The 25283-nt window shown below is 57.9% G+C and carries 19 protein-coding genes; all 19 read left to right on the top strand.

Going from position 1 to position 25283, the window contains the following annotated elements; genetic code table 11:
* Positions 1–168: 168 nt before the first annotated feature.
* On the top strand, positions 169–1563 hold the full coding sequence (locus tag C3F38_RS17260) for a NarK family nitrate/nitrite MFS transporter (protein ID WP_048234345.1): 1395 nt from the start codon (positions 169–171) through the stop codon (positions 1561–1563).
* 401 nt (positions 1564–1964) lie between these two features.
* Complete coding sequence (locus tag C3F38_RS17255) at positions 1965–2945, top strand: IS5-like element ISKpn26 family transposase (RefSeq protein ID WP_009310076.1); 981 nt, start codon at positions 1965–1967, stop codon at positions 2943–2945.
* Positions 2927–3121, top strand: a complete 195-nt coding sequence (locus C3F38_RS26880; protein WP_341533149.1) for a hypothetical protein — start codon at positions 2927–2929, stop codon at positions 3119–3121. Before C3F38_RS17255 ends, C3F38_RS26880 begins: the two co-directional genes overlap by 19 nt.
* A gap of 415 nt (positions 3122–3536) precedes the next feature.
* Positions 3537–4436, top strand: a complete 900-nt coding sequence (locus tag C3F38_RS17245) for a transcriptional regulator (RefSeq protein WP_055317750.1) — start codon at positions 3537–3539, stop codon at positions 4434–4436.
* Positions 4437–4617: 181 nt separating this feature from the next.
* Positions 4618–5580 carry an NAD(P)-dependent oxidoreductase gene (locus C3F38_RS17240; protein ID WP_103767519.1) on the top strand — a complete coding sequence of 321 codons (963 nt, stop codon included), beginning with the start codon at positions 4618–4620 and terminating at the stop codon, positions 5578–5580.
* A gap of 174 nt (positions 5581–5754) precedes the next feature.
* A complete protein-coding gene (wecA, locus tag C3F38_RS17235) occupies positions 5755–6804 on the top strand; it encodes a UDP-N-acetylglucosamine--undecaprenyl-phosphate N-acetylglucosaminephosphotransferase (protein WP_047730496.1) in 1050 nt (349 codons plus the stop codon).
* 45 nt (positions 6805–6849) lie between these two features.
* A complete protein-coding gene (locus C3F38_RS17230; RefSeq protein WP_038876972.1) occupies positions 6850–7983 on the top strand; it encodes a polysaccharide export protein in 1134 nt (377 codons plus the stop codon).
* A gap of 27 nt (positions 7984–8010) precedes the next feature.
* The gene (locus C3F38_RS17225; protein ID WP_047730498.1) at positions 8011–10191 is read left to right on the top strand and encodes a polysaccharide biosynthesis tyrosine autokinase; all 2181 of its coding nucleotides are present in this window, start codon (positions 8011–8013) and stop codon (positions 10189–10191) included.
* A 4-nt stretch (positions 10192–10195) separates the two neighbouring features.
* Complete coding sequence (locus C3F38_RS17220) at positions 10196–11494, top strand: flippase (RefSeq protein ID WP_038876976.1); 1299 nt, start codon at positions 10196–10198, stop codon at positions 11492–11494.
* Positions 11475–12323 carry an ATP-grasp fold amidoligase family protein gene (locus C3F38_RS17215; protein ID WP_038877335.1) on the top strand — a complete coding sequence of 283 codons (849 nt, stop codon included), beginning with the start codon at positions 11475–11477 and terminating at the stop codon, positions 12321–12323. The genes C3F38_RS17220 and C3F38_RS17215 overlap by 20 nt, the downstream gene beginning before the upstream one ends.
* Positions 12324–12329: 6 nt before the next feature.
* Positions 12330–13484, top strand: coding sequence for a hypothetical protein (locus C3F38_RS17210; RefSeq protein WP_047730499.1), 1155 nt, complete (start codon positions 12330–12332; stop codon positions 13482–13484).
* A 3-nt stretch (positions 13485–13487) separates the two neighbouring features.
* On the top strand, positions 13488–14393 hold the full coding sequence (locus tag C3F38_RS17205) for a glycosyltransferase family A protein (RefSeq protein ID WP_038876980.1): 906 nt from the start codon (positions 13488–13490) through the stop codon (positions 14391–14393).
* Position 14394: 1 nt separating this feature from the next.
* On the top strand, positions 14395–15450 hold the full coding sequence (locus C3F38_RS17200; RefSeq protein ID WP_055316824.1) for a glycosyltransferase family 4 protein: 1056 nt from the start codon (positions 14395–14397) through the stop codon (positions 15448–15450).
* 7 nt (positions 15451–15457) lie between these two features.
* Positions 15458–16201: a glycosyltransferase family 2 protein gene (locus C3F38_RS17195; protein WP_103767520.1), complete on the top strand. Its 744-nt coding sequence runs from the start codon at positions 15458–15460 to the stop codon at positions 16199–16201.
* A gap of 11 nt (positions 16202–16212) precedes the next feature.
* On the top strand, positions 16213–18072 hold the full coding sequence (locus tag C3F38_RS17190; protein ID WP_055316826.1) for a carbohydrate binding domain-containing protein: 1860 nt from the start codon (positions 16213–16215) through the stop codon (positions 18070–18072).
* A 292-nt stretch (positions 18073–18364) separates the two neighbouring features.
* A complete protein-coding gene (locus C3F38_RS17185; protein ID WP_055316822.1) occupies positions 18365–22126 on the top strand; it encodes a nitrate reductase subunit alpha in 3762 nt (1253 codons plus the stop codon).
* A complete protein-coding gene (gene narH / locus C3F38_RS17180; RefSeq protein ID WP_047730502.1) occupies positions 22123–23667 on the top strand; it encodes a nitrate reductase subunit beta in 1545 nt (514 codons plus the stop codon). Before C3F38_RS17185 ends, narH begins: the two co-directional genes overlap by 4 nt.
* Complete coding sequence (gene narJ / locus C3F38_RS17175) at positions 23664–24386, top strand: nitrate reductase molybdenum cofactor assembly chaperone (protein WP_038876990.1); 723 nt, start codon at positions 23664–23666, stop codon at positions 24384–24386. Before narH ends, narJ begins: the two co-directional genes overlap by 4 nt.
* Before the next feature lie 2 nt (positions 24387–24388).
* Positions 24389–25066, top strand: coding sequence for a respiratory nitrate reductase subunit gamma (narI, locus tag C3F38_RS17170; protein WP_019452883.1), 678 nt, complete (start codon positions 24389–24391; stop codon positions 25064–25066).
* Positions 25067–25283 lie beyond the last annotated feature (217 nt).

Genomic DNA, 25283 nt, shown 5'->3' with positions numbered 1-25283 from the left:
CAATGTATTGATTTTAATTGATTTAATTTTTAGTTGTGGCGTACCCCTAAGGGGATGAGGGCGCTATTTGCGGCGCCAACTACTTGCATTCGGGTTGATATACATCAACTTTGCCGCCGGGGCCGCCCCCTAGGGTGTGCGGAATGATTCCCCGTATCTGAGGTTTTTATGTCGCAACTTGCAACGCCTTCATCAAAGAAAACCGGTGCGCTGATTCAGGACTGGCGTCCTGAAGACAGCGCCTTTTGGCAGCAGCGTGGCCATCGTATTGCCACCCGCAACCTGTGGATTTCCATTCCCTGTCTGCTGCTGGCCTTCTGCGTCTGGATGCTGTTCAGCGCCGTCGCGGTCAACCTGAACAAGGTGGGCTTCACTTTCACTACCGACCAGCTGTTCCTCCTGACGGCGCTGCCGTCGGTTTCAGGCGCTATTTTACGCGTGCCGTATTCATTCGTGATCCCGCTGTTTGGCGGCCGCCGCTGGACCGCCATCAGCACCTGTTTCCTGCTGGTGCCGTGCCTGTGGTTGGGATTCGCGGTACAGGACAGCAGCACGCCGTACAGCGTGTTCGTCATCATTTCCCTGCTGTGCGGCTTCGCCGGCGCCAACTTTGCCTCCAGCATGGCCAACATCAGCTTCTTCTTCCCGAAAGCGCGTCAGGGCGGTGCGTTGGGGCTTAACGGCGGGTTGGGAAATCTGGGCGTCAGCGTTATGCAGCTGGTCGCGCCGCTGGCGATCTCTTTCAGCCTGTTCGGCCTGTTTGGCGGTACGGCGCAAAATCAGGCAGAGGGAGGCCAACTGTGGCTGGAAAACGCCGCCTGGATCTGGGTGCCGTTCCTGCTGGTGGCCACGCTGGCGGCCTGGTTCGGCATGAACGATCTGGCGGCGGCCAAGGCATCATTACGTCAGCAACTGCCGGTGCTTAAGCGCGGGCATTTGTGGATGCTGAGTTTGCTGTACCTCGCGACCTTCGGATCTTTCATCGGTTTCTCCGCCGGCTTCGCCATGCTGTCGAAGACGCAGTTCCCGGACGTGGTGATCCTGCATTACGCGTTCTTCGGGCCGTTCCTCGGGGCGCTGGCGCGACCGGTTGGCGGTGCGCTGTCTGACCGCTTCGGCGGCGTGCGGGTGACGTTGATCAACTTTGTGGTCATGGCCGTTTTCGCCGCGCTGTTGTTCCTGACCTTGCCGAGTGCGGGGGAGGGAGGTTCGTTCATCGCCTTCTACGGCATCTTTATGGTGCTGTTCCTCACCGCGGGGCTGGGCAGCGGCTCGACTTTCCAAATGATTGCCGTCATTTTCCGTAAAATCACTGTCGATCGCGTCAAAGCGGCCGGCGGCAGCGATGAAAGCGCGCAGCGTGAAGCGGTGACGGACTCTGCTGCCGCATTGGGCTTTATCTCGGCGATTGGCGCGGCCGGCGGTTTCTTCATTCCTCAGGCGTTCGGCACCTCGCTGGCGATGACCGGTTCGCCGGCGGGGGCGATGAAAGTGTTCCTGGTGTTTTATATCCTGTGCGTGGTGATCACTTGGGCGGTGTATGGCCGCAAGAAAAAGGCCTGAGTATCAAACGGCTTTCTCTATCCCTTCCCGACAGGGGAGGGATATTTCGTTCATTCCGAGTCATCTCTTTTCTCCTCCTCAGTGAAATTTTCTGTCTTTAGGTAAAATTCTCATCCCCGATTACCGTTTTTTTCTTTTTTTATAGCACTATCTCTCAATGTCAGAATGCTTTCGCGTAAACGGATTATATTATTTGCACGGTTTTTTCTTTTTATTGAGAGTATTCCTGCATTAAATCATTAATGCCTTTCCCGCAGGTTAAATGAAATTTCCGGGAGGGTATGGCATAATTAGTGCGATTGTTATAAGATCATCTATAGGGTTTTGTCTTAGGGAAGGTGCGAACAAGTTCCTGATATGAGATCATCATATTCATCCGGAGCGCATCCCAGAGGGACATCATGAGCCATCAACTCACCTTCGCCGATAGTGAATTCAGCACTAAGCGCCGTCAGACCCGAAAAGAGATTTTCCTCTCCCGCATGGAGCAGATTCTGCCATGGCAGAATATGACCGCTGTCATCGAGCCGTTTTATCCCAAGGCGGGCAATGGCCGACGGCCCTATCCGCTGGAGACCATGCTGCGTATTCACTGCATGCAGCATTGGTACAACCTGAGCGACGGTGCCATGGAAGATGCCCTGTACGAAATCGCCTCCATGCGCCTGTTTGCCCGATTATCCCTGGATAGCGCCCTGCCGGATCGCACCACCATCATGAATTTCCGCCACCTGCTCGAGCAGCATCAACTGGCCCGTCAATTGTTCAAGACCATCAATCGCTGGCTGGCCGAAGCAGGCGTCATGATGACCCAAGGCACTTTGGTGGATGCCACCATCATTGAGGCACCCAGCTCTACCAAGAACAAAGAGCAGCAACGCGATCCGGAGATGCATCAGACCAAGAAAGGCAATCAGTGGCACTTTGGCATGAAGGCCCACATTGGTGTCGATGCCAAGAGTGGCCTGACCCACAGCCTGGTCACCACCGCGGCCAACGAGCATGACCTCAATCAGCTGGGTAATCTGCTTCATGGAGAGGAGCAATTTGTCTCAGCCGATGCCGGCTACCAAGGAGCGCCACAGCGCGAGGAGCTGGCCGAGGTGGATGTGGACTGGCTGATCGCCGAGCGTCCCGGCAGGGTAAAAACCTTGAAGCAGCATCCGCGCAAGAACAAAACGGCCATCAACATCGAATACATGAAAGCCAGCATCCGTGCCAAGGTGGAGCACCCGTTTCGCATCATCAAGCGGCAGTTCGGCTTCGTGAAAGCCAGATACAGGGGGCTGCTGAAAAACGATAACCAACTGGCGATGTTATTCACCCTGGCCAACCTGTTTCGGGTGGACCAAATGATACGTCAGTGGGAGAGATCTCAGTAAAAACCGGAAATAACGCCAGAAATGGTGGAAAAAATAGCCTAAATAGGCTGATTCGATGTGTTTGCGGGAAAAAAATCGGCCCAGATCCGCGAAATTTTAATCAGCGAGTCAGCTTGGGAAGAAATGACCTGCTTATTCGCACCTTCCTTAGATGCTGCGCCCATCCAGTGGAATGAACACCGGGGTTAAATCAGACAACTCTCATTCTGTTTTTTCCGGCTTTTTGTAGTCTATCTGGCAATCAGATTAGGTGGAAAAACAGGATGAATTCACGTGGCGGAATGAAATTTCACAATTTTATTCGATTAACAATCAAACAACACTGCTGGCTTTTTCTTTTAAAATCAATTGGGTGCTAGTTTGAATTTTACGGTAATCATGAAAGAAATCCATGTTGCCAACAGGGAAAAAGAGTCGTTTGGATAAACATAACATTCTTAATAAGGCCTAATGTAAAAAATGAAATCAGAAAATTTTTATAAAAGCCAATATCCAATGGATGCAACCTGTTGAGTTTACATTTAATTTCTTGAACATTTTTTGATATTTCTATACAAAGTGTGCAGGACAGGCACGCTAAGGAAATTAAAAGTGAATCTTGATAAAAGAATAAAGATTAGGAATCTCGATGTTCTGACTCCTGCCGGGGAGAAATTCCGTCTGCGTTGTAAGGAGTATCAAATTCTTTCGCTGCTTGTCGCCAGATCACCAGAACTGGTTACCCGAACGGAAATTATAGAAAATATCTGGAAAGGAACGTATTGTTCAGATTCAACGATAAATCAAACAATTAAATCTATTCGTCAGAAAATTAGCGATGGGGAACATACGCTTATCAGAACCATTCCTCGTTTGGGTTACAAGGTGGAAAATCAAGCCGTTTTTCACTTTATATCCGAAGATGAGGACTACGCTGACGACGATATATTAAATGACGGCAATGATATTGGCGCTGATATTCAAGCGGAACTTTCCGAAAACGAAAGTGAATCGCCTGAAATCAACGAAGAGAAAATAGATAAGCCGCGTAAATCGCCCCTTGTTGCTGCACCTGTCGCAACGATGGAATCAGCCAAAGCACCGGTGCAGGAAAAGAATCCGGCGGCAGTGCGTCGCTTTTTCAGCATGCCTGCCAGCCGCGTAGTGAAATACCTGACGGTATTCGCTTCGTTGCTGGTTATTTCACATTTTTCATATGTGCTCGGTAACCAAACTCGCCCACCGGTGATCAATGATATTCAGAACAACACGCGCGTCGTGTTGACGCTGACGCTGAATAATCCCCATACCAACAGCCCGCAAACCCTGTTCTGCCTGTACCAGGGCGAGAGCATGGAACAGGCGACCATCGAATGTGTCGACCCTAAGCAAGGGCAGCTTAAATTGCCGGTAAAATATGAGACCTCTTCTACGCCGGGTAAAGGTCGGATTAATCTCATATTGCCGAATAAAACCTTGCAATATCAAGTTGCTTACGATGTTAAAAATTAACGCTGCATGAGGTTTTATCTTTAGCGATAATTTTACATTTGATGAAATCTTTTATTTCATTATTTGTTATTTGAAAGCCAGGTTCGATTTGTCCAGTCTGGAACTCATTACCTAACGCATATTAGCGCCCTGTTTCCATTGCGGTGACAGGAATAATGAGAAACCTGCTGAGTGACAAATTATGGATAAGCGTAAAGTAGCTATTATCGGGGGTTCCGGTTTTATCGGAACACGCCTGGCGAAACGTCTCAGTGAGCGCGACGACCTGACGTTGGTCATCGTTGACAAGCAACCCAGCGCACATTTTCCGGCGCTCTATCAGTATGGCGATGTGACGCAGCCCCAGACCTTGCAAGAACCGCTGGCGGGCTGTGACGCCATCATTAATCTGGCGGCGAAGCATCAGGACAATGTCGATCCTATTTCGCTCTATTACCAGGTCAATGTCGAAGGCGCACGCCATGTCTGCATGACCGCCTCCGCATTGAATATTCGCCAAATCATTTTCACCTCCTCGGTTGCCGTTTACGGGTTCGTTGAACAGGAAACCGATGAAGGGGGGCGTTTCGAGCCCTTCAACCATTACGGCAAGTCCAAGCTCGAAGCGGAATATGTTTATGAAGCCTGGCGCAAGGCGGATAGCGCCAACAAATTGACCATCATCCGCCCGACGGTGGTTTTCGGGGAAGGCAACCGCGGCAACGTGTATAACCTGTTCCGCCAGATCGCCAGCGGCCGATTCGTGATGATTGGCAGCGGTAATAATATGAAGTCGATGGCCTACGTTGAAAATATTGCCGCGCGGCTGGAACATGCGCTGGATCAACAGTCAACGTATCAGGTCAGCAACTACGTCGATAAACCGGACTTTACGATGAATCAGTTGGTCGACGTTATTTCCTCTTCCCTGGGCAGAGAGAATAAGACGATTCGCATTCCCTATGCCGTAGGCATATGCGGCGCAACCGCCTTGGATGTTGTCAGTAAAATAAGTCGCAAAAAATTCCCAATCAGCCGCGTCAGAGTGCAGAAATTCTGCGCCAGAACGCAATTTAAAAGTAGTGTGCGGAATGACTTCGTGGCGCCGGTAGAACTTGATTCGGCAATCGAAAGAACCATTAAGCATGAGTTTTCTGAGAGATAACTTAATCGCACGCTGGCGTTATTTACCTCTTTCCGCCGAAAAGCGGATAAATCTGCATTTTTCAGGATTAATTCATGCTGACTTATATCCTGGCAGGATCAATTTTGTTTTTGTTAATAGCGCATTGGGAGCTGTAACTCAAGGGCGGTAGCGTGCTTATTCGCTGGAGGAACGATGTTATATCAACTGAGCGTGATATTTGTGCTGGCGGTCGCCTGGGTGCTTATTGCCCGCCGGGCCGCTTTGGTGGTGGGGTTGGTGGATAAGCCCAATGCGCGCAAGCAACATCTGGGGCATATTCCGCTGGTCGGCGGCATCGCCGTGTACCTGACGCTGATGCTGATGACGCTGTGGCAACCCGCCTGGCTGCCCGACAGCGCCGTCTATCTGTTGTGCGTCACGGCGCTGGTGGTGTTGGGCGTACTGGATGACCGCTTTGATCTGCCCGTGGCGCCGCGCGTCATGGTGCAGGGAGGGATCGCGCTGGCGATGATGCTGGCGGCAGGGATGCAGCTTTCCTCACTGGGCTATGTCTGGGGCCATCAGGAAGTGATGCTCGGTTATGGCGCGCTGCTGCTTACGCCGCTGGCGGTCTGGGGGGCGATCAACGCCTACAACATGGTCGATGGCATCGATGGGCAGCTGGGCGCCTTGTCCTGCGTCACCTTCGTGGCGTTGGCCATCCTGTTCGGATTGGGCGGCCGGGAAGACCTGGCGTTGTGGTGTCTGGGCCTGATCGTCGCGCTGGCAGCTTATCTGCTGTTTAACCTGAGCCTGTTCGGTGCGCGCAACAAGATCTTTATGGGAGACGCCGGCAGCATGGTGATCGGCTTTAGCGTGCTGTGGCTGGTGTTGCTGGCGACGCAGGGGCCGCAGGCGGTGATGCGCCCGGTCACCGCGCTGTGGCTGATCGCCATTCCCCTGATGGACATGGTGACTGTGATGGTGCGCCGCCTGTTGCGCCGCCAAAGCCCCTTCAAAGCGGGCCGCGATCACTTACACCATATTTTGATGCGCCGCGGGCTCAATGCGCGCCAGGCGCTGGCAATGAGCACCATGCTGGCGGTGACGCTGGCCTGCGTCGGCATTTGCAGCGAAGTGTTGAAGCTGCAGGAAAGCCTGATGCTGGTGGCGTTTCTGCTCTGTTTCTGCGGTTATTTCGCCATGCTGCGTGAACCGCGCCAGGCAACGGTACTCCGCGACAACCCCAGCGTTGGCCGATAATCCTCTCACGGGCTGCGGCAGCAGCCCGTTTATCACGGTACCTCCATGAATCTTCATTTGGCCCTTTTGATGCCGTTGGTCTGCACCTCCGCGCTGTTGAGCGGTTGTACGGTGGTCCCCGGCTCGCATTTACCGACCAGTGGAAAAGCCATCGTCGTGCAGCAGGACGACGATTTCGATTTGAATAACCAGGTACAGGTCTATCGCATGTCGCCGATGCTGCTGCAGAAAATGCGGCGCGTAGAACCGGTCGCCCGGCCGAACCCGGCGCTGGATCAGCGGTTGCAGAGTTATCAATACCGCATCGGCGTCGGCGACGTGTTGAACGTCACGGTTTGGGATCACCCCGAGTTGACCACGCCGGCCGGGCAGTACCGCAGCGCCAGCGACACCGGCAACTGGGTGCATGCGGATGGCACGATCTTTTATCCCTATATCGGGCGCGTGGCGGTGGTGGGCAAGACCGTCACCGAAGTGCGCAGCCTGATTGCCGGCCGTCTGGCGCAGTATGTGGAAAGCCCGCAGGTGGACGTCAGCATCGCCGCTTTCCGCTCGCAGAAGGCTTACGTGACCGGCGAAGTGAAAACCTCCGGCCAACAGGCGATCACCAACGTGCCGTTGACCATCCTGGACGCGATCAACGCCGCCGGCGGCCTGACGGACAACGCCGACTGGCGCAACGTAGTGCTGACCCATCAGGGCAAGGAGCGGGCTATCTCGCTGCAGGCGCTGATGCAGCGCGGCGACATCAGCCAGAACGCGCTGCTGCAGCCGGGCGACATCCTCTACATCCCGCGCAATGACGAACTGAAAGTGTTCGTGATGGGCGAGGTGGGTAAGCAAGCGACGCTGAAGATGGATCGCAGCGGCATGACCCTGACCGAAGCCCTCGGATCTTCCGAAGGGATCAGCCAGACGGTGGCGGATGCGACCGGGGTGTTCGTGATCCGGCCGAGCGGCGGTAAAACGCCGCAGCGGCTGGCGACGCTGTATCAGTTCGATCTCTCAGACGCCAGCGCGCTGGCGATGGGCGCTGAATTTCAGCTGCAACCTTACGACGTCGTGTACGTCACTGCGGCGCCGGTCGCGCGCTGGAACCGTTTGATCAGCCAGCTGGTGCCGACCATCAGCAGCTTTAACGATCTCAGCGAGGCGACCTTGCGCGTGCGCAATTGGTAACTCCGCAGGGTGAATAAGGAACAGAAGATGAAAAACAATGCGCTGTCCGTGATGGTGGCCGAACAAGATGAAAAGCTGGAGTGGGAGCGCCTGATCGGGCCGCTGTGGGATAACCGTTGGCGGATCGCCGCCGTGACCGGTTTGGCCGGCGTGCTGGGTGTCGCCTACGCCCTGCTGGCCACCCCGGTATACCAGGCCACGGCGGTGGTGCAGGTGGAGAAGCAGCTGTCCGGCGATTCGCTGCTGCGTGAAACGCTGGACAGCTCGATGGGGCAAAGTTCGGCGACGGAGGATGAGGTGACGCTGGTCAAGTCACGCTACGTGCTGGGCAAAACGGTGGACGCCCTCGGCCTGACGGTGCGCGTCAGCCCGGACTATTTCCCGGTGTTCGGCAAAGGCTTTGCCCGGCTGAGCGGCGAAAAGCCGCCGGTCCTGGACATTGCCACGCTGACGACGCCGGAGGACATGCTGGACGAAACGCTGACGCTGACGGTGCGCGACGGACAGCATTACGAATTGAGCCATGACGGCGACAAGCTGTTCAGCGGCGTGGTCGGGCAGCCGGTGGCGCAGGGCGGTTGGAACATGACCGTCTCGGCGCTGGACGCGGCGCCGGGCGCCAGCTTTACCGTGGTCAAAGTCGCGCGTCAAAAAGCGGTGGACGATCTGCGTAAATACCTGGACGTGGCGTCGGGTGGCAAGGACAGCGGCATCATGACCTTTACGCTGCCGAGCGAAGATCCGCAGAATGCCGAGGCGATGCTGAAGAACATCACCGACAACTATCTGCAGCAGAACGTGGATCGCAAAACGGAAGAGACGCAGCGTATGCTGGCGTTCCTGCAAGAGCAGCTGCCGCAAACGCAAACCTCATTGAACAACGCCGAAACCCAGCTCAATCAATTCCGCCAGCAAAACGACTCGGTGGATCTGTCGCTGGAAGCCAAATCGGTGTTGGACACGCAGGTGCAGCTCGAGGCCCAGCTCAACGAGCTGACCTTCAAGGAAGCGGAGATCTCCAAGCTCTATACCCGCGCGCACCCGGCTTACCGGGCGCTGCTGGAAAAGCGCGCCACGCTGGAGGCGGAAAAGGCGCGGCTGGGTAAACAGGTGCAGACGCTGCCGAAAATGCAGCAGGAGATCCTGCGCCTCACCCGCGACGTGCAGGTGGATCAGCAGGTTTACATGCAGCTGATGAACAAGCAGCAGGAGCTGAGCATCAGCAAGGCCGGCACGGTGGGCAACGTTCGCATCATCGACGAGGCGGAAACCGCTATCCGGCCGATTAAGCCGCAAAAGGCGTTGATCGTGCTGTTGGCGCTGCTGCTGGGCGCGGCGGGCGCCGCCTCGGTCGTGCTGTTGCGCGCGGCTTTCCATCGCGGCATCAATGACATCGATACCCTGGAGAGACGGGGCATCAACGTCTACGCCACCGTGCCGCTGTCGCCGTGGCAGGTGAAGCGCAACCGCGAACAGCGTCATTTGCTGCCCAAATCCGGCGGCCGGCGCTTGCCGATCCTGGCGGTGGCCGAACCGACGGATCTGTCGGTGGAAGCGATCCGCAGCCTGCGCACCAGCCTGCATTTCGCCATGATGGAGGCCAAGAACAACATTCTGATGGTCTCCGGTGCCAGCCCGGAAAGCGGCAAGAGCTTTACCAGTACCAACCTGGCGGTGGTGGTGGCGCAGGCCGGGCAGCGGGTGCTGTTGATCGACGCCGATATGCGCAAAGGCTTTCTGCACCGCTGGCTGGCGGATGACGGGCATCAGGGCCTGTCCGACCTGCTGGTGGGCAACGTGATGGCGGAACAGGCGGTGCGGAAAACCGCCATCGCCAATCTGGACTTCGTGCCGCGCGGCCAGGTGCCGCCGAACCCGTCCGAACTGCTGATGCACCGCCGTTTCGCCGATTTTCTGCGCTGGGCCGGGCAAAACTACGATCTGGTGCTGATCGATACGCCGCCGATTCTGGCGGTGACGGATGCGGCGATCGTCGGCAATCACGCCGGCACCTCACTGCTGGTGGTGCGTTTTGAGGTCAACACCGTCAAGCAGATTGAAACCAGCATGCGCCGTTTCGAACAGAATGGGGTGGGGATCAAGGGCGTGATCCTCAACGGCATGGTGAAAAAGGCGGCAACCGACATGAGCTACTACAACTTCGCCTATCCAAGCCATCGGGAAGATCGCCCACAGGCAGGGGAATAAGCGGGTGAAGGCCATTATCACCAATGCCCTGTGGCTGATGCTCGAACGCGTTTCGCTCAGCCTGTCCGGCATCTTCGTCTCCATTTACGTTGCGCGCTATCTGGGGCCTGCGCAGTTTGGCGCGCTCAACTATCTGTTGGCGACGATTGCCATCGTGGTGCCACTGGTGCAGTTGGGCGCCGACAGCATCATTTTCAACCGCGTCGCCCGCCGACAGCCGAGCGGCATTCGCCTGATGCTGGCGTCAATACGCCTGCGCCGTTGGCTGTTCCTGGCGGTGACGCTGCCGATACTGACATGGAGCTATTTCAGCCAATCGCCCGCCAGCCAACTGATGACGTTGTTGCTGCTTGTCAGCGCCTATTTCTCGATTCAGGACGTGTACAAGATTTATTACGATGCCCGCCTGCAGTCGAAACGCAATACGCTGATCAACAACCTGGCGCTGCTGCTGTCGATCGGGCTGCGGCTGGCACTGGTGAGCGCCGCGCTGCCGCTGGTGTGGTTCGCGGTGCCCTACATCCTCAGCAGCGCCGTACCTTACCTGGCGCGCCTCTGGTTATTCCGTGGGGAAGCTGCGGCCTCGCCGCGGGTTACGCCGCGCCAGGCCGGGCGCTATGGCCGTTATTTGCTCAAGGTGGGCCTGCCGCTGGCCATCTCCAGCCTGTCGATAGTGATCTATACCCGCATCGATCAAATCATGCTGGGCAATCTGGTCGGCGAGCAGGCGGTAGGCTGGTTCAGTGCTGCCACCACCCTCAGCCAAGGCTGGGTGTTCGTGCCGATGGCGCTGATCACCTCGTTGATGCCGGGCATTGCCAGCTGTCGCGATCCGTTGGAGCAGGAATACCGTATCCGGGTGCTTTATCTGGTGGTCTTGGGCCTGTCGTTGCCGGTGTTGCTGGGCCTATGGTGGTTCGCTCACCCGGCCATTGCGCTGCTGTACGGTGCCGCTTTCCAACCGGCCGCCAGCATCCTGGCTATTTGTACGCTGACCTCGCTGTTCTCGGTCATGGGGACGGTTTCGTACCGCAGCATCGTGCTGTTCGCCGGCTATCGCTTTATCGCCATCAAGATGCCGTTGGTGGCCGTGGCGAACGTGGTGATGAATCTGCTGCTGATCCCGCGCTACGGCCTGATCGGTGCGGCGGTGTCTACGCTGCTGGCGGAGTTCATTTCGTTCTTCGTGCTGAACAGTTTATTCCGTGGCGGAAAAATTACCCGACTGCAGCTGACCTGTTTTTACTGCTTGCCGCGTCTTGTCAGCAAATTAAGGAGAGAACATGTTAAACATCCTGGTTAAAAACATTTCCAAGCGCCTGCCCGATGCCTGGCACCATCAGGTTAAATACGCGCTCTATTTCAAGAAGCTGCCGCACCTGTCAAAACCGACCGGCTTCAGCGAAAAGATCATGCGTCGCAAAATTTATCCGCGCAGCATCTACACCACCTTGTCGGACAAGTTCAAGGTACGTGAATTTATCGCCGGTCTGTGGGGCGAGGAGTATCTGGTGGAACTGTATGCGCATGGCACTGAGCTCAGCTACGACATGTTCAGGCAATTGCCCAACGCCTTCGTGCTGAAGGCCAACCACGGCAGCGGTTATAACCGGTTGGTGTTCGACAAGCGGCAGGTTAGCTACGCGGAGTTATACGATCTCAGCAACGCGTGGATGCGCAGCAACTTTTACGAGCAGAGTCGCGAAAAGCATTATCTGGATATCGAACCCTGCATCATGGTGGAGCGCCTGTTGCTGGATGGCGAGCAGGTGCCGAACGATATCAAGTTTCATTGTTTCAACGACAATCATGAAATTCGCATGTTCATCCAGGTGGATTATCAGCGTTTCGGCACTCATCGGCGCGATATTTTCGATATCGACTGGAACCGCACCGAAATCCGTATCAGCTTGCCGAATGCCGACGAACCGATGCCGCGCCCTACGCGGCTGGACGAAATGACGCGTTTGGCTCGCCAGGCAGCGCAGCAGTTCTCTTATGTCCGCGTGGATTTCTACCAGGTCGGCGAGAAGGTGTATTTCGGTGAGTTGACGTTTACGCCTGGCGCGGGGTTAAGCAAGCTGATGCCGAAAAACATTGAGCAGGAATGGGGCAGTTATTTTACTGAGTAAACACTTATGCAAAGAGTCGCCTCCAATTTTCAAATGCATGCCAACCCCGGTTATAATCAGTCGCGGGATTTAGTCAATCAATCCATCGTATTGACCTTTCTGCTGATGTTTTTCGTGAAAACTTTCCTGACCTCGGGATCGTTCAACAGCGAGCTGATTAATAAAACCGTGATGGGGCTTAATGGCCTGATGTTGCTCTATGTCGGTTATGCATTTTTTATCGCTACGCTGGCGGAAAAAGCGGTTGCGGGTTTTTTGGCTCTGTTGTTTCTGGTTAATATTGCCACCGGGCATGGGGATTATCTGTTTGGCGCGGTATTCAGCACGGCGGTGATCATTTTATTTCGCCGCATAGACATGGGACGTGGCGCTGAAATGTTTGCTGTCGCCTTTTTGGTGGCAGGGTTGCTGATGGTCATTCCCTATAGCTTTTACACCAATGGGTTTGTTTATCTTGATGAACGTTACGGCAACAGATTAACGCTGGGTTTCGATAACCCGAATACCCTGGCGTATTATTCTTTTGCCTTGTTCGCCACACTGCTGTGCCTGATCGACCATGCGAAATTAACGCGTGGAATGAAAAATATTGCGTCGTTGGCGGTATCGGCGTTAATTCTCCCGGTGCTGATGTATTCCTATTCTCGCACCTGTTTTATGCTGGCGTTGTTGATGTTATTGCTGTTTTGGCTGGCGCCGCTGCTGCGTGTGGCCCCCAATAGAAAAGTCTGCATCGTGCTGACGTTGGTTATTGTCGGCTTTCAATTCGCCAGCGTTATGCTCTGGGGCAGCAATCCGGCATTGGACGTCCTCTTGAACCAGGCGTTGACCGGGCGAGTCTGGTTCTCCTGGCAGATGCTTCAGTCGGTGGGGTTACCCAATCCGCTGTTCGGCATGAATATAGAACCTTATAAACCCGTCGATTTCTTCTTCATTGCCATGTTTTATTCGGCCGGTGGCATCGCCTCTGTCGTCATGCTTTTCTGTTATTTTCACCTGTTGGGTAACATGCGCAAGCTGAGTCGATTCATGCGCTGGGTGGTGGTGGTTTTCCTGTTAACAACGTTGACGGAAACCTATTTTTTGGTCCCGGTATTTAACGTGTCGTTATTGTTGCTTTGCCGTGGAAAAGAAATGATAAATTCTAAATTAGAGGGTTAAGAAATGGATTTCTCGATCGTGATCCCTATTTACAATAGTGCACGCTATCTGCCTAAAACTCTGAAGCGGGTTTTCAACGCTTGCCAGGGGTTCGACTATCAGGTGATTTTGGTTGATGATTGCTCTGACGAGGATGATATCAAATATATTCGCCAGATAGCAGCAACCAATAGCAACGTGATGCTGCACGAGAAAAAAAAGAAGAGCAATGCGGCGGTATCGCGTAACTTAGGCATCAAGTTGGCGCAATCGGAGATCGTGTTTTTTCTCGATTCCGATGATTACTTCACAACCAACTATATTATCCGCCGCATGAATAAACATGAAGATCGCCATATTGATATTATCTTCGGTAACTATGCGGAGGTGAGCGGCGATTCGGTACGTGACTTCAACTTCCACTACAAATCCGGCTCTTCCGGCGAAGATTTTCTTTTTCTGGAAATGGGCGATATTCGTTCATCCACCATCAGCATACGTAAAAAAAGCGATCGCCGCTTTTTATTTCCCGAGTTCCTCAATAAGCATCAGGATTGGGGTTTTTTGGTCAATGCCACCAATTTGGGCGCGCATGTGGCGCACGACGCCGGCGGAGGGGTGTTTCTCGACGTAGGGCGCTACGGGCGCATGACGGCGAAGCTTAATCTGGAGGCCAGCGATCGCTTTATCAATACCTTCCTCAGTCCCAGCGATCGGCATATCAGCGGGTTCGCCTGCAAACACCTGCTGGCCTCGCTGTATTCGGAGAACGCCCAGGCGTTCAATTATTACTCGTCGCGCATCGTGCGGCGCAGCCTGAGCGGCAAGTTCAAGATGATCAAATGGTATGGCGATTGTCTGGCGCGGTTGGGGTTGTTCTCGGTTGGCGGCCGGCTGCTGCGCAATGTGCGCCAGGGATTCAGGAGATGATATGCAACCACGCAAGGTAATCATCGTTATCGAAAATATAGCGGGCAAGGGTGGAACTGAACGGGTCGCCAGCGGTTTGGCCAATGCGCTGGCGCGTCTGCCGGGCTACGAGGTGGCGCTGTTTTCGCTGTTTGGCGAGCGGAGCTTCTTTCCGCTGGCGAACGACGTCCGGCTGCGCTGCGGCGACGGCGATTCGCTGTTCTGGCCATGGCGGCTGGCGATGGCCCTGCGGCGTGAACGCGCGGACGTGATCATTACCGTTTCCATGGGGAAACTGTCGGTGGTGATGACGCCTTTTCTGCGTTTGTTCTGTGCCCGCAGCCGGCTGCTGTTGAGTGAACACGTCAGCTTTCACCAGTATCCGCGCGTATTTAAGTGGTTGAAGTTGCTGGTTTACCGGCTGGGTGACCGCGTGATTTTCCTGACGCGGCAAGATAGCGATGCCATCGCTCGCTGGGTGGGGGCCGGGAAATGTCGGGTGATCGAGAACGTTTCACCGTTCGGCACGCAGGCGCCGACGCCGACGCTGCAGAAAAAGGTGGCGCTGGCGGTGGGGCGATTGAGCAATCAGAAAGGCTTCGATCGTCTGATCGCGTTGTGGCGAGGAGTGGCGGCGCAGGCGCCGGATTGGCGGCTGCTGATTATTGGCGACGGTCCGGAGCGCGACGCATTGCGGCGGCAGATTGAAGACGCCGGGTTGGAGCGGCAGGTGAGCCTGCTGCCGGCCACCGCCGACGTGGCGGCCTATTATCGCCAAGCCAGCCTGTATCTGATGACTTCTCGCTATGAAGGGTTGCCGATGGTGCTGATCGAAGCCATGAGTTTCGGCCTGCCGCTGGTGGCCTACGACTGCAAGACCGGCCCGGCCGAGTTGATAGACGATGGTGTCAACGGCTATCTGGTGCCCGATGACGACGCCGCCGCCTTCAGCGAAGGGGTGATCAAACTGATGCTCGATCCGGGTTTGCGTGAGCACTTTTCTCTCGCCGCGTTAGAGATGTCCCGTCGTTTTTCTCCCGAACGTATTTATCCCGAGTGGCAACAGCTCACCGAGTGAGGACAGAATGGAAAAGATATCCGTGATAATGCCGGCCTACAATGCGGCGAACTCTATTAAAGAGTCGATTCTAGGCGTGCTGAATCAGCGATTTACCGATTATCACCTGTATGTGATCGATGATGCGTCCACCGACGACACTGCCGAGGTGGTGCGGCCGTTTATCCACGATCGCCTCACCTACATACGCAATGAGCATAACCAGGGCGTGGCGGAAACGCGCAACATCGGCATTGAGGTGGCGAAAGGCGACTATATCGCCTTCTGCGACAGTGATGACGTATGGCTCCCCAACAAGCTGTCGCGCCAGGCGAGCATTTTGCAAACCCGCCGCTACGACGTGGTGTGTTCCCATTATTACACCTTCGAAGACGACCTGAAGTTGATCAAAAACACCCGTGGTGCGGATGAACTTATTGGCTATCAGGACATGTTGAAAAGCAACTGGATCGGCAATCTCACCGGGATTTACAACCAGAAGCGCATCGGTAAGGTGTATCAGCAAAAAGTGGGTCATGAGGACTATTTGATGTGGCTGGCTGTGCTGCAGAAGGCGCGTAACGGGCTGGCCTACTGCATTCCCGAACCGCTGGCCTGTTACCGATTGTCTACCCACTCGCTGTCGGGCAACAAAATCCGCGCCGCGGACTGGCAATGGCGGATTTACCGTCAGCATTTGGGGCTGTCTTACCAGAAATCCTGCTATCTGTTCGCCACTTACCTGTTCAACGCCGTGGTGAAAAGGAAATGACCATGAAGGGGATGTATCAGATGGCGGCTCTGGGCTGCTGCGCCTGGTGGAGCGCCTCGGCTCTGGCGCAGAGCTGCCAACTCAATCTGTTGGCCAACCCCGGCTTTGAGGAGGGGCTCAGCGGCTGGCGTGCGCAGGGCGCACAGGCCGACGGCGATGCGCACAGCGGCCGTGGCAGTCTGCGTTATGACAATGCAGATGCCGCGCAGTACCGCACCTTCAGTCAGATGCTGCGGGTTGCGCCCGGGCAGACGATCGATTTCGGCGTCTGGCTCAAGACCCATGGCGTACGCGGGCAAAGCCGCGACGGCGGCGCCGGGGTTTATCTGCAGAGCTTCGATGCGCAGGGGCGCTTTCTGGAAGGCAGCTATCCGGCAGGGGTGACCGGCGACAGCGGCTGGCGGCAGGTGAGCGCCAGCTATACCGTGCCGCCGCAGGCGGCGCGAGTCACTTTTGGCGTCTATCTGCGCAAGGGGAGCACCGGTACCGCCTGGTTTGACGACGCCTATGCGTGTGCTCGAGCGTCTACGCCGGCGCTGTATCAGCTCGGCGCGTCGGCGCAGGGGAAGGTCGACACGCTGTTGGTCACTTCGCAGCCGCAGCGTTTGCAGGTCAACAGCGAATTGCTCAATGCCGAGGGGCAGGTTGTTCACAGTAGCCGCGACCGTTATCAGGTTGAAGGGCAGCGCCGTATCGAATACCCACTGCCGACCGGCCTGGCCCAGGGGGAATACCGCCTGCGCCAGCGGGTCACCGGGCAGCAATCCCAGCCGGCACAGGACAGCGAGCTGTCTTTTCGCGTAGGGCAGCCTGCGGCCAAAGTGGCGATCGACAGCGAAGGCTTTACCCTGCGCGATGGTCAACGGCTTTTCCCGTTGGGTATTTACGCCAACGTGGCTACCGATGAGCATTTGGCGCGCATCGCATCGGCGGGATTCAACACGGTGCTGAATTATGATTATGGGGAGAAGAAAGATCCTTATGCCTTTTTCCGCAACGCACGCCAGCGCGGGCTGTTGGTTATTTACTCCGTCAAAGATCAGTACCGCGGCAGCCGCTTCGCGCCGCCCGCGCGCGGTGGTGACTACGCGGCGCTGACGGCCTGGTACGTGCAGCGCTTGCGCTCTCAGCCCAACCTGCTCGCCTGGTACATCAACGATGAGCTGGGGCCGGAATATCTCGATAAGATCGAGGAAAAAAACCTGCAAATAAAGCAGCTTGACGGCGATCATCCCACCTTCCAGGTGTTGAACAAAACCGGGGAGTTGGACGCACACTTCAACAGCAGCGACATTTTGGCGACCGACCCTTACCCGGTGGGGAACGATAGCGATCTGACGCGCACCACGCGTTATACCGCACTCACGGTGCAGGCCGCCCGCCAATCGCGCGGGGCCTGGGTGGTGATGCAAATCATGGATCACGCCGCTTATGACGCCCGCCGTAAGCCACATCCGCCGTCAGAGGCGGAAATCCGCAATCAGGCCTGGCAGGCGCTGATCGGCGGTGCCAAGGGGCTGTTGTTTTATTCCTATACCGATCTGTTTTACAAGCGTAAAACCGGCCGCTTCGACCAACGGGAGTTTGACGCCACCTGGCGCGGTGTGGCTGCCGTATCGCAGCAAATCGCCGCTTTCACCCCTTATCTGCTGACGGGAAAATCGACGCCGCTGGCGGGAAGCGATCCGCAAATGCCGGCGCGGATGTTTATTCTGGGCGATCGCGCCTTGCTGCTGGTAGCCAATCCTTACTATCGAGAGGGAAGCACCCGATTGCGCCTTCCGGCGGGCTGGCGGCAGCAGGATGGGGGGGCGGAGATCACGCTGGCGTTGCCCGCCGTGGGCACCGCGACGCTGTGGCTCCAGCGCTGAATGCGTCGAGTGAACGTCACGCGGGAGGGTTCTCCCGCGTCCTACCCCCAAATACCCCGCCTTGCCTCCCTTCCGCCAGTCTTTGTCATGACAGCCTCTTTTATTCATTTAAATTCAATCTATTAACATCACATCCCGCACCTATACTTTGGTGGTATTTCTCACCCGATACGCGCGTCGCCTCCCGCTTTCTCTTGATCGCAATCAATTTGCCGTCGGTTGGCCGTCAGTAGGCTGGCGGCAGATTGAGCATGTCTTCTTATAACGACAAGAGCCTTCAGGAGCATTCCGGATGAGCAAATTTTTAGACCGTTTCCGCTATTTCAAGCAGTTGGCGGAGCCTTTTTCTGGCGATCACGGCCAGACCTTGAACACCAACCGCGACTGGGAAGACGGCTATCGCAGCCGTTGGCAGCACGACAAAGTGGTGCGTTCCACCCACGGCGTGAACTGTACCGGTTCCTGCAGTTGGAAGATCTACGTGAAGAATGGCCTGGTGACCTGGGAAACTCAGCAAACCGACTACCCGCGCACCCGGCCCGATCTGCCCAACCATGAGCCGCGCGGCTGCCCGCGCGGCGCCAGCTACTCCTGGTACCTGTACAGCGCCAACCGGCTGAAATACCCGCTGATGCGCAAGCGTCTGCTCAAGCTGTGGCGCGAGGCGAAAGCGCAGCACAGCGATCCGGTCGCGGCCTGGGGCTCTATCGTCGGCGATGCGGAAAAAGCCAAAAGCTACAAGGTGGCGCGCGGCCGCGGCGGCTTCGTCCGCTCCAGCTGGCAGGAGGTCAATGAACTGATCGCCGCCGCCAACGTCTATACCGCCAAAACCTTCGGCCCGGACCGTATCATCGGCTTCTCGCCGATCCCGGCGATGTCGATGGTGTCCTACGCCGCCGGCGCCCGCTACCTGTCGCTGATCGGCGGTGCCTGCCTGAGCTTCTACGACTGGTATTGCGATCTACCGCCGGCCTCGCCGATGACCTGGGGCGAGCAGACCGACGTGCCGGAATCCGCCGACTGGTACAACTCCTCCTACATTATCGCCTGGGGCTCCAACGTGCCGCAGACGCGCACCCCGGACGCCCACTTCTTTACCGAAGTGCGTTACAAGGGCACCAAAACCGTGGCGGTGACGCCGGACTATGCCGAAGTCGCCAAGCTGTGCGACCACTGGCTGAATCCGAAGCAGGGCTCCGACAGCGCGATGGCGCTGGCGATGGGCCACGTGATGCTGAAAGAGTTCCATCTCGATCGCGAAGTCGGCTACTTCCGCGACTACGTGCGCCGCTATACCGATATGCCGATGCTGGTGCTGCTGGAAGCGCGTGAAGGCGGCCATTACGCCGCCGGCCGCCTGCTGCGCGCCGCCGATCTGGTGGACGGGCTGGGCCAGGAAAACAACCCCGAGTGGAAAACCGTCGCTATCGACAGCCGCAGCGGCGATCTGGTGGCGCCGCAGGGCTCCATCGGCTTCCGCTGGGGCGAGAAGGGCAAGTGGAACCTGGAACAGCGCGAGGGCAAGTCGCAACAGGAAGTCGAGCTGCAGCTCAGCCTGTTGGGCATGCATGACGACGTTGCCGAGGTGGGCTTCCCGTACTTCGGCGGCGCCGACAGCGAGCATTTCAACAGCGTGGCGCTGGACGAGATCCTGCTGCACAAGCTGCCGGTGAAACGCCTGCAGCTGGCGGACGGCAGCGAAGCGCTGGTGACCAGCGTGTACGACCTGCAGCTTGCCAACTACGGCCTCGAGCGCGGGCTGGGCGACGCCAACTGCGCCGCCGACTATGACGAGGTCAAGGCCTACAGCCCGGCCTGGGCCGAGCAGATCACCGGCGTGTCGCGTCACAACATCATTCGCATTGCCCGCGAGTTCGCGGAAAACGCCGAGAAGACCCACGGCCGTTCGATGATCATCGTCGGCGCCGGCGTCAACCACTGGTACCACATGGACATGACCTACCGCGGCCTGATCAATATGCTGATCTTCTGCGGTTGCGTCGGCCAGAGCGGCGGCGGCTGGGCGCACTACGTCGGCCAGGAAAAACTGCGGCCGCAAACCGGCTGGCTGCCGCTGGCGTTCGGCCTCGACTGGCAGCGCCCGCCGCGCCACATGAACAGCACCTCGTTCTTCTACAACCATTCCAGCCAATGGCGCTATGAAACCGTCGGCACCGACGAGCTGCTGTCGCCGCTGGCGGACAAGTCGCGCTTCGGTGGCAGCCTGATCGACTTCAACGTGCGCGCCGAGCGCATGGGCTGGCTGCCTTCGGCGCCGCAGCTGGGCACCAACCCGCTGCGCCTGGCGGAGCAGGCCCGCGCGGCCGGTCAGTCGCCGGTCGAGTTCACCGTCGACAGCCTGAAGAACGGCACGCTGGGCTTCGCCGCCGAGCAGCCGGACAATCCGCAGAACTTCCCGCGCAACCTGTTCGTCTGGCGCTCCAACCTGCTGGGCTCCTCCGGCAAGGGCCATGAGTACATGCTCAAATACCTGTTGGGCACCGAAAACGGCATTCAGGGGAAAGATCTCGGCCAGCAGGGCGGCGTGATGCCGCAGGAAGTGGAATGGCGCGAGCAGGGCGGCGAAGGCAAGCTGGATCTGGTGGTAACGCTCGATTTCCGCATGTCGAGTACCTGCCTGTACTCCGACGTGGTGCTGCCGACCGCCACCTGGTACGAAAAAGACGACATGAACACCTCCGACATGCACCCGTTCATCCATCCGCTGTCGGCGGCGGTCGATCCGGCCTGGGATTCGAAGAGCGACTGGGAGATCTACAAGGGCATCGCCAAGGCCTTCTCCGAGGTGTGCGTCGGCCATCTGGGCCAGGAAACCGACGTGGTGACCCTGCCTATCCAGCACGATTCCGCCGCCGAACTGGCGCAGCCTTACGGCGTGCAGGACTGGAAGAAAGGCGAGTGCGATCTGATCCCGGGCAAAACTGCGCCGCACATCATCGCGGTGGAACGCGATTACCCAGCCACCTACGAGCGCTTCACCTCGCTGGGGCCGCTGCTGGACAAACTGGGCAACGGCGGCAAGGGCATCAGCTGGAACACCCAAACCGAGGTCGACTTCCTCAAGCAGCTTAACTACGTCAAGGCCGACGGCCCGGCGGCGGGGCGGCCGAAGATTGAGAGCGCAATAGACGCGGCGGAAGTGATCCTGTCGCTGGCGCCGGAAACCAACGGCCAGGTGGCGGTAAAAGCCTGGGAGGCCCTGAGCAATGTCACCGGCCGCGATCACCGGCATCTGGCGCTGAACAAGGAAGACGAGAAAATTCGCTTCCGCGACATTCAGGCACAGCCGCGCAAAATCATCTCCAGCCCGACCTGGTCCGGTCTGGAAGACGAACACGTTTCCTACAACGCCTGTTACACCAACGTGCACGAGCTGATCCCGTGGCGCACTATCAGCGGTCGTCAACAGCTGTATCAGGACCACGAGTGGATGCGCGCCTTCGGTGAAAGCCTGCTGGTATACCGGCCGCCGATCGACACCCGCGCCGCGCAGCCGCTGCTCAACAGCAAGCCGAACGGCAACAAGGAGAAGGCGCTGAACTTCCTGACGCCGCACCAGAAGTGGGGCATTCACTCCACCTACAGCGACAACCTGTTGATGCTGACGCTGTCGCGCGGCGGCCCGATCGTCTGGCTGAGCGAAGACGACGCCAAAGATCTGGGCATCGCGGACAACGACTGGATCGAGGCCTTCAACGCCAACGGCGCGCTGACGGCGCGCGCGGTGGTCAGCCAGCGTATCCCGGCCGGCATGACCATGATGTACCACGCGCAGGAGCGCATCGTGAACCTGCCGGGCTCGGAGATCACCAGCCAGCGTGGCGGCATCCACAACTCGGTGACCCGCGCCTGTCCGAAGCCGACCCACATGATCGGCGGCTATGCGCAGCTGGCCTACGGCTTCAACTACTACGGCACCGTCGGCTCCAACCGCGACGAGTTCGTGGTGGTGCGCAAGATGAACCGCATTGATTGGTTGGACGACGAAGGCAACGACTACGCGCAGGGCAGTCAGCAGGAGAACAGCAAATGAAAATTCGTTCGCAAGTCGGCATGGTGCTGAATCTGGACAAGTGCATCGGTTGCCACACCTGTTCGGTCACCTGCAAAAACGTCTGGACCAGCCGTGAAGGTATGGAATACGCCTGGTTCAATAACGTGGAAAGCAAGCCCGGCGTCGGGTATCCGCACGCCTGGGAAGATCAGGAAAAATGGAAGGGCGGCTGGATACGTAAAATCAACGGCAAGCTGGAGCCGCGCATGGGCAACCGCGTCGGCGTGCTGGCGAAAATCTTCGCCAACCCGGACGTGCCGGCGCTGGATGACTACTACGAGCCGTTCGATTACGACTACCAGCATCTGCATACCGCCAAACAGGGCAAGCACCAGCCGGTGGCCCGCCCGCGCTCGCTGATCACCGGCCGGCGCATGAACAAGATCGAAAGCGGCCCGAACTGGGAGGAGATCCTCGGCGGGGAATTCGAAAAACGCTCGCAGGACAAGAATTTCGACAACCTGCAGAAGGCGATGTACGGCCAGTTCGAAAACACCTTCATGATGTACCTGCCGCGCCTGTGCGAACACTGCCTCAACCCGGCCTGCGTCGCCACCTGCCCGAGCGGGGCGATCTACAAGCGCGGCGAAGACGGCATTGTGCTGATCGACCAGGACAAGTGCCGCGGCTGGCGCATGTGCCTGACCGGCTGTCCGTACAAGAAAATCTACTTCAACTGGAAGAGCGGCAAGTCCGAGAAGTGCATCTTCTGCTACCCGCGCATCGAAGCCGGGCAGCCGACGGTGTGTTCGGAGACCTGCGTCGGCCGCATTCGCTACCTCGGCGTGCTGCTGTACGATGCCGACCGCATCGAGCAGGCGGCGGCGGTGGAGAACGACAAGGATCTGTACCAGAGCCAGCTCGATATCTTCCTCGATCCGCATGATCCGAAGGTGATTGCTCAGGCGCTGGCGGACGGCGTGCCGCAGGGCGTCATTGAAGCTGCCCAGCAGTCGCCGGTGTACAAAATGGCGATGGACTGGAAGCTGGCGCTGCCGCTGCACCCGGAATACCGCACGCTGCCGATGGTGTGGTACGTGCCGCCGTTGTCGCCGATTCAGTCCGCCGCCGACGCCGGCGAGCTGGCGCACAGCGGCGTGCTGCCGGACGTCGAGAGCCTGCGCATTCCGGTGCAGTATCTGGCGAACCTGCTGACCGCCGGCGATACCGAACCGGTGCTGCTGGCGCTGAAGCGCATGCTGGCGATGCGCCACTACAAGCGGGCGGAAACCGTCGACGGCGTGGTGGACACCAGCGCGTTGGAACAGGTTGGCCTGAGCGAAGCGCAGGCGCAGGAGATGTACCGCTACCTGGCGATCGCCAACTATGAAGATCGCTTCGTGGTGCCGTCGAGCCACCGCGAGCTGGCGCGTGAAGCCTTCCCGGAAAGCAAAGGCTGCGGTTTCAGCTTCGGCGACGGCTGCCACGGCAGCGACGGCAAGTTCAACCTGTTCAACAGCCGCCGTATCGACGCCATCGACGTGACCGCGAAAACCGCACGGCCGGAGGACGCCTCATGATCAGCCTGAAAGTGATCGCCCGCCTGCTGGATTACCCGGAGCAGGTCCTGTTTGACCATCAGCAGGCGCTCATCGAAGCGCTGGAGCCGGCCAGCGAGCTGGATCTGCACCACAGCGCGCAGCTGATTCTGTTTATCCGCCGCCTGTGCGCCCGCCCGCTACTGGACGTGCAGGCCGACTATTGCGAGCTGTTCGATCGCGGCCGCGCCACCTCACTGCTGCTGTTTGAGCACGTGCACGGCGAGTCGCGCGATCGCGGCCAGGCGATGGTTGACCTGATGGCGCAGTACCGCGCCGCCGGGCTGGAGATCGACAGCCGCGAACTGCCGGATTTCCTGCCGCTGTATCTGGAGTATCTGGCCAGCCGCAGCGCGGCGCAGGCGCGGGAAGGGCTGCAGGACATCGCGCCGATCCTGGCGCTGCTGGGCGCGCGCCTGCAACAGCGCGAAAGCCCGTATGCGGTGCTGTTCGATCTGCTGCTGGCGTTGTCCGGCAGCGAGGTGCAGGCACAGGCGCTGGAGCCCCAGGTGGCGCAAGAGGCGCGCGACGATACGCCGCAGGCGTTGGATGCGGTGTGGGAAGAGGAGCAGGTCAAGTTTCTCGGCGAACAGGGCTGCGCCTCCGCCCAGCAGACGGCGCACCAGCGGCGCTTCGCCGGCGCGGTGGCACCACAGTATCTGGACCTGACGGATGCGTTAACCGGAACCAAAGGACGCTAATCATGCAATTTTTGAATCAGTTCTTCTTCGATATCTACCCTTATCTGGCCGGCGCGGTATTCCTGATCGGCAGCTGGTTGCGTTACGACTACGGGCAGTACAGCTGGCGCGCCGGCTCCAGCCAGATGCTGGATAAAAAGGGCATGCGGCTGGCGTCCAACCTGTTTCACATCGGCATTATCGGCATCTTCGCGGGCCACTTCCTCGGCATGCTGACGCCGCACTGGATGTATGAGGCCTTCCTGCCGATCGACGTGAAGCAGAAGCTGGCGATGATCGCCGGCGGCGCCTGCGGCCTGATGACGCTGATCGGCGGCGCGCTGTTGCTGAAGCGCCGGTTGACCAATCCGCGGGTGCGCGCCACCAGCAGCTTCGCCGACATCATGATCCTGACGTTGCTGGTGGTGCAGGTGTGCCTCGGCCTGCTGACCATTCCGTTCTCCGCCCAGCATATGGACGGCAGCGAAATGATGAAGCTGGTGGCCTGGGCGCAGGCGGTGGTGACCTTCCACGCCGGCGCCTCTGCGCACCTGGAAGGCGTGGCGCTGATCTTCAAGCTACACATGGTGCTGGGCATGACGCTGTTCGTGCTGTTCCCGTTCTGCCGCCTGGTGCATATCTGGAGTGCGCCGGTAGAGTATCTGACCCGTCGTTACCAGCTGGTGCGCAACCGCCGCTGAGCCTGACCCCGCCGCCGCCGATTGCCAGCGGCGGCGCTATTCCGATAATTCCCCTGCCGTCTGCCCATTCTCGCCGCCTTGCCGTAAACTGAATATCTCAGTAATGTTACGCTTATGCTTCCGCCGACGGACGTCGGCCCGCGCCAGCTGATAACAAGAGATACCGCCTTGATGAAAGGCCTTTTGGGACATAAAAACCGGGGATGATCCGCATGGC

Origin of the sequence: Serratia sp. SSNIH1, from assembly GCF_002935055.1 — a bacterium.
GTDB classification, from domain to species: domain Bacteria; phylum Pseudomonadota; class Gammaproteobacteria; order Enterobacterales; family Enterobacteriaceae; genus Serratia; species Serratia nevei.
This window is presented reverse-complemented; position numbering and strand designations above follow the sequence as displayed.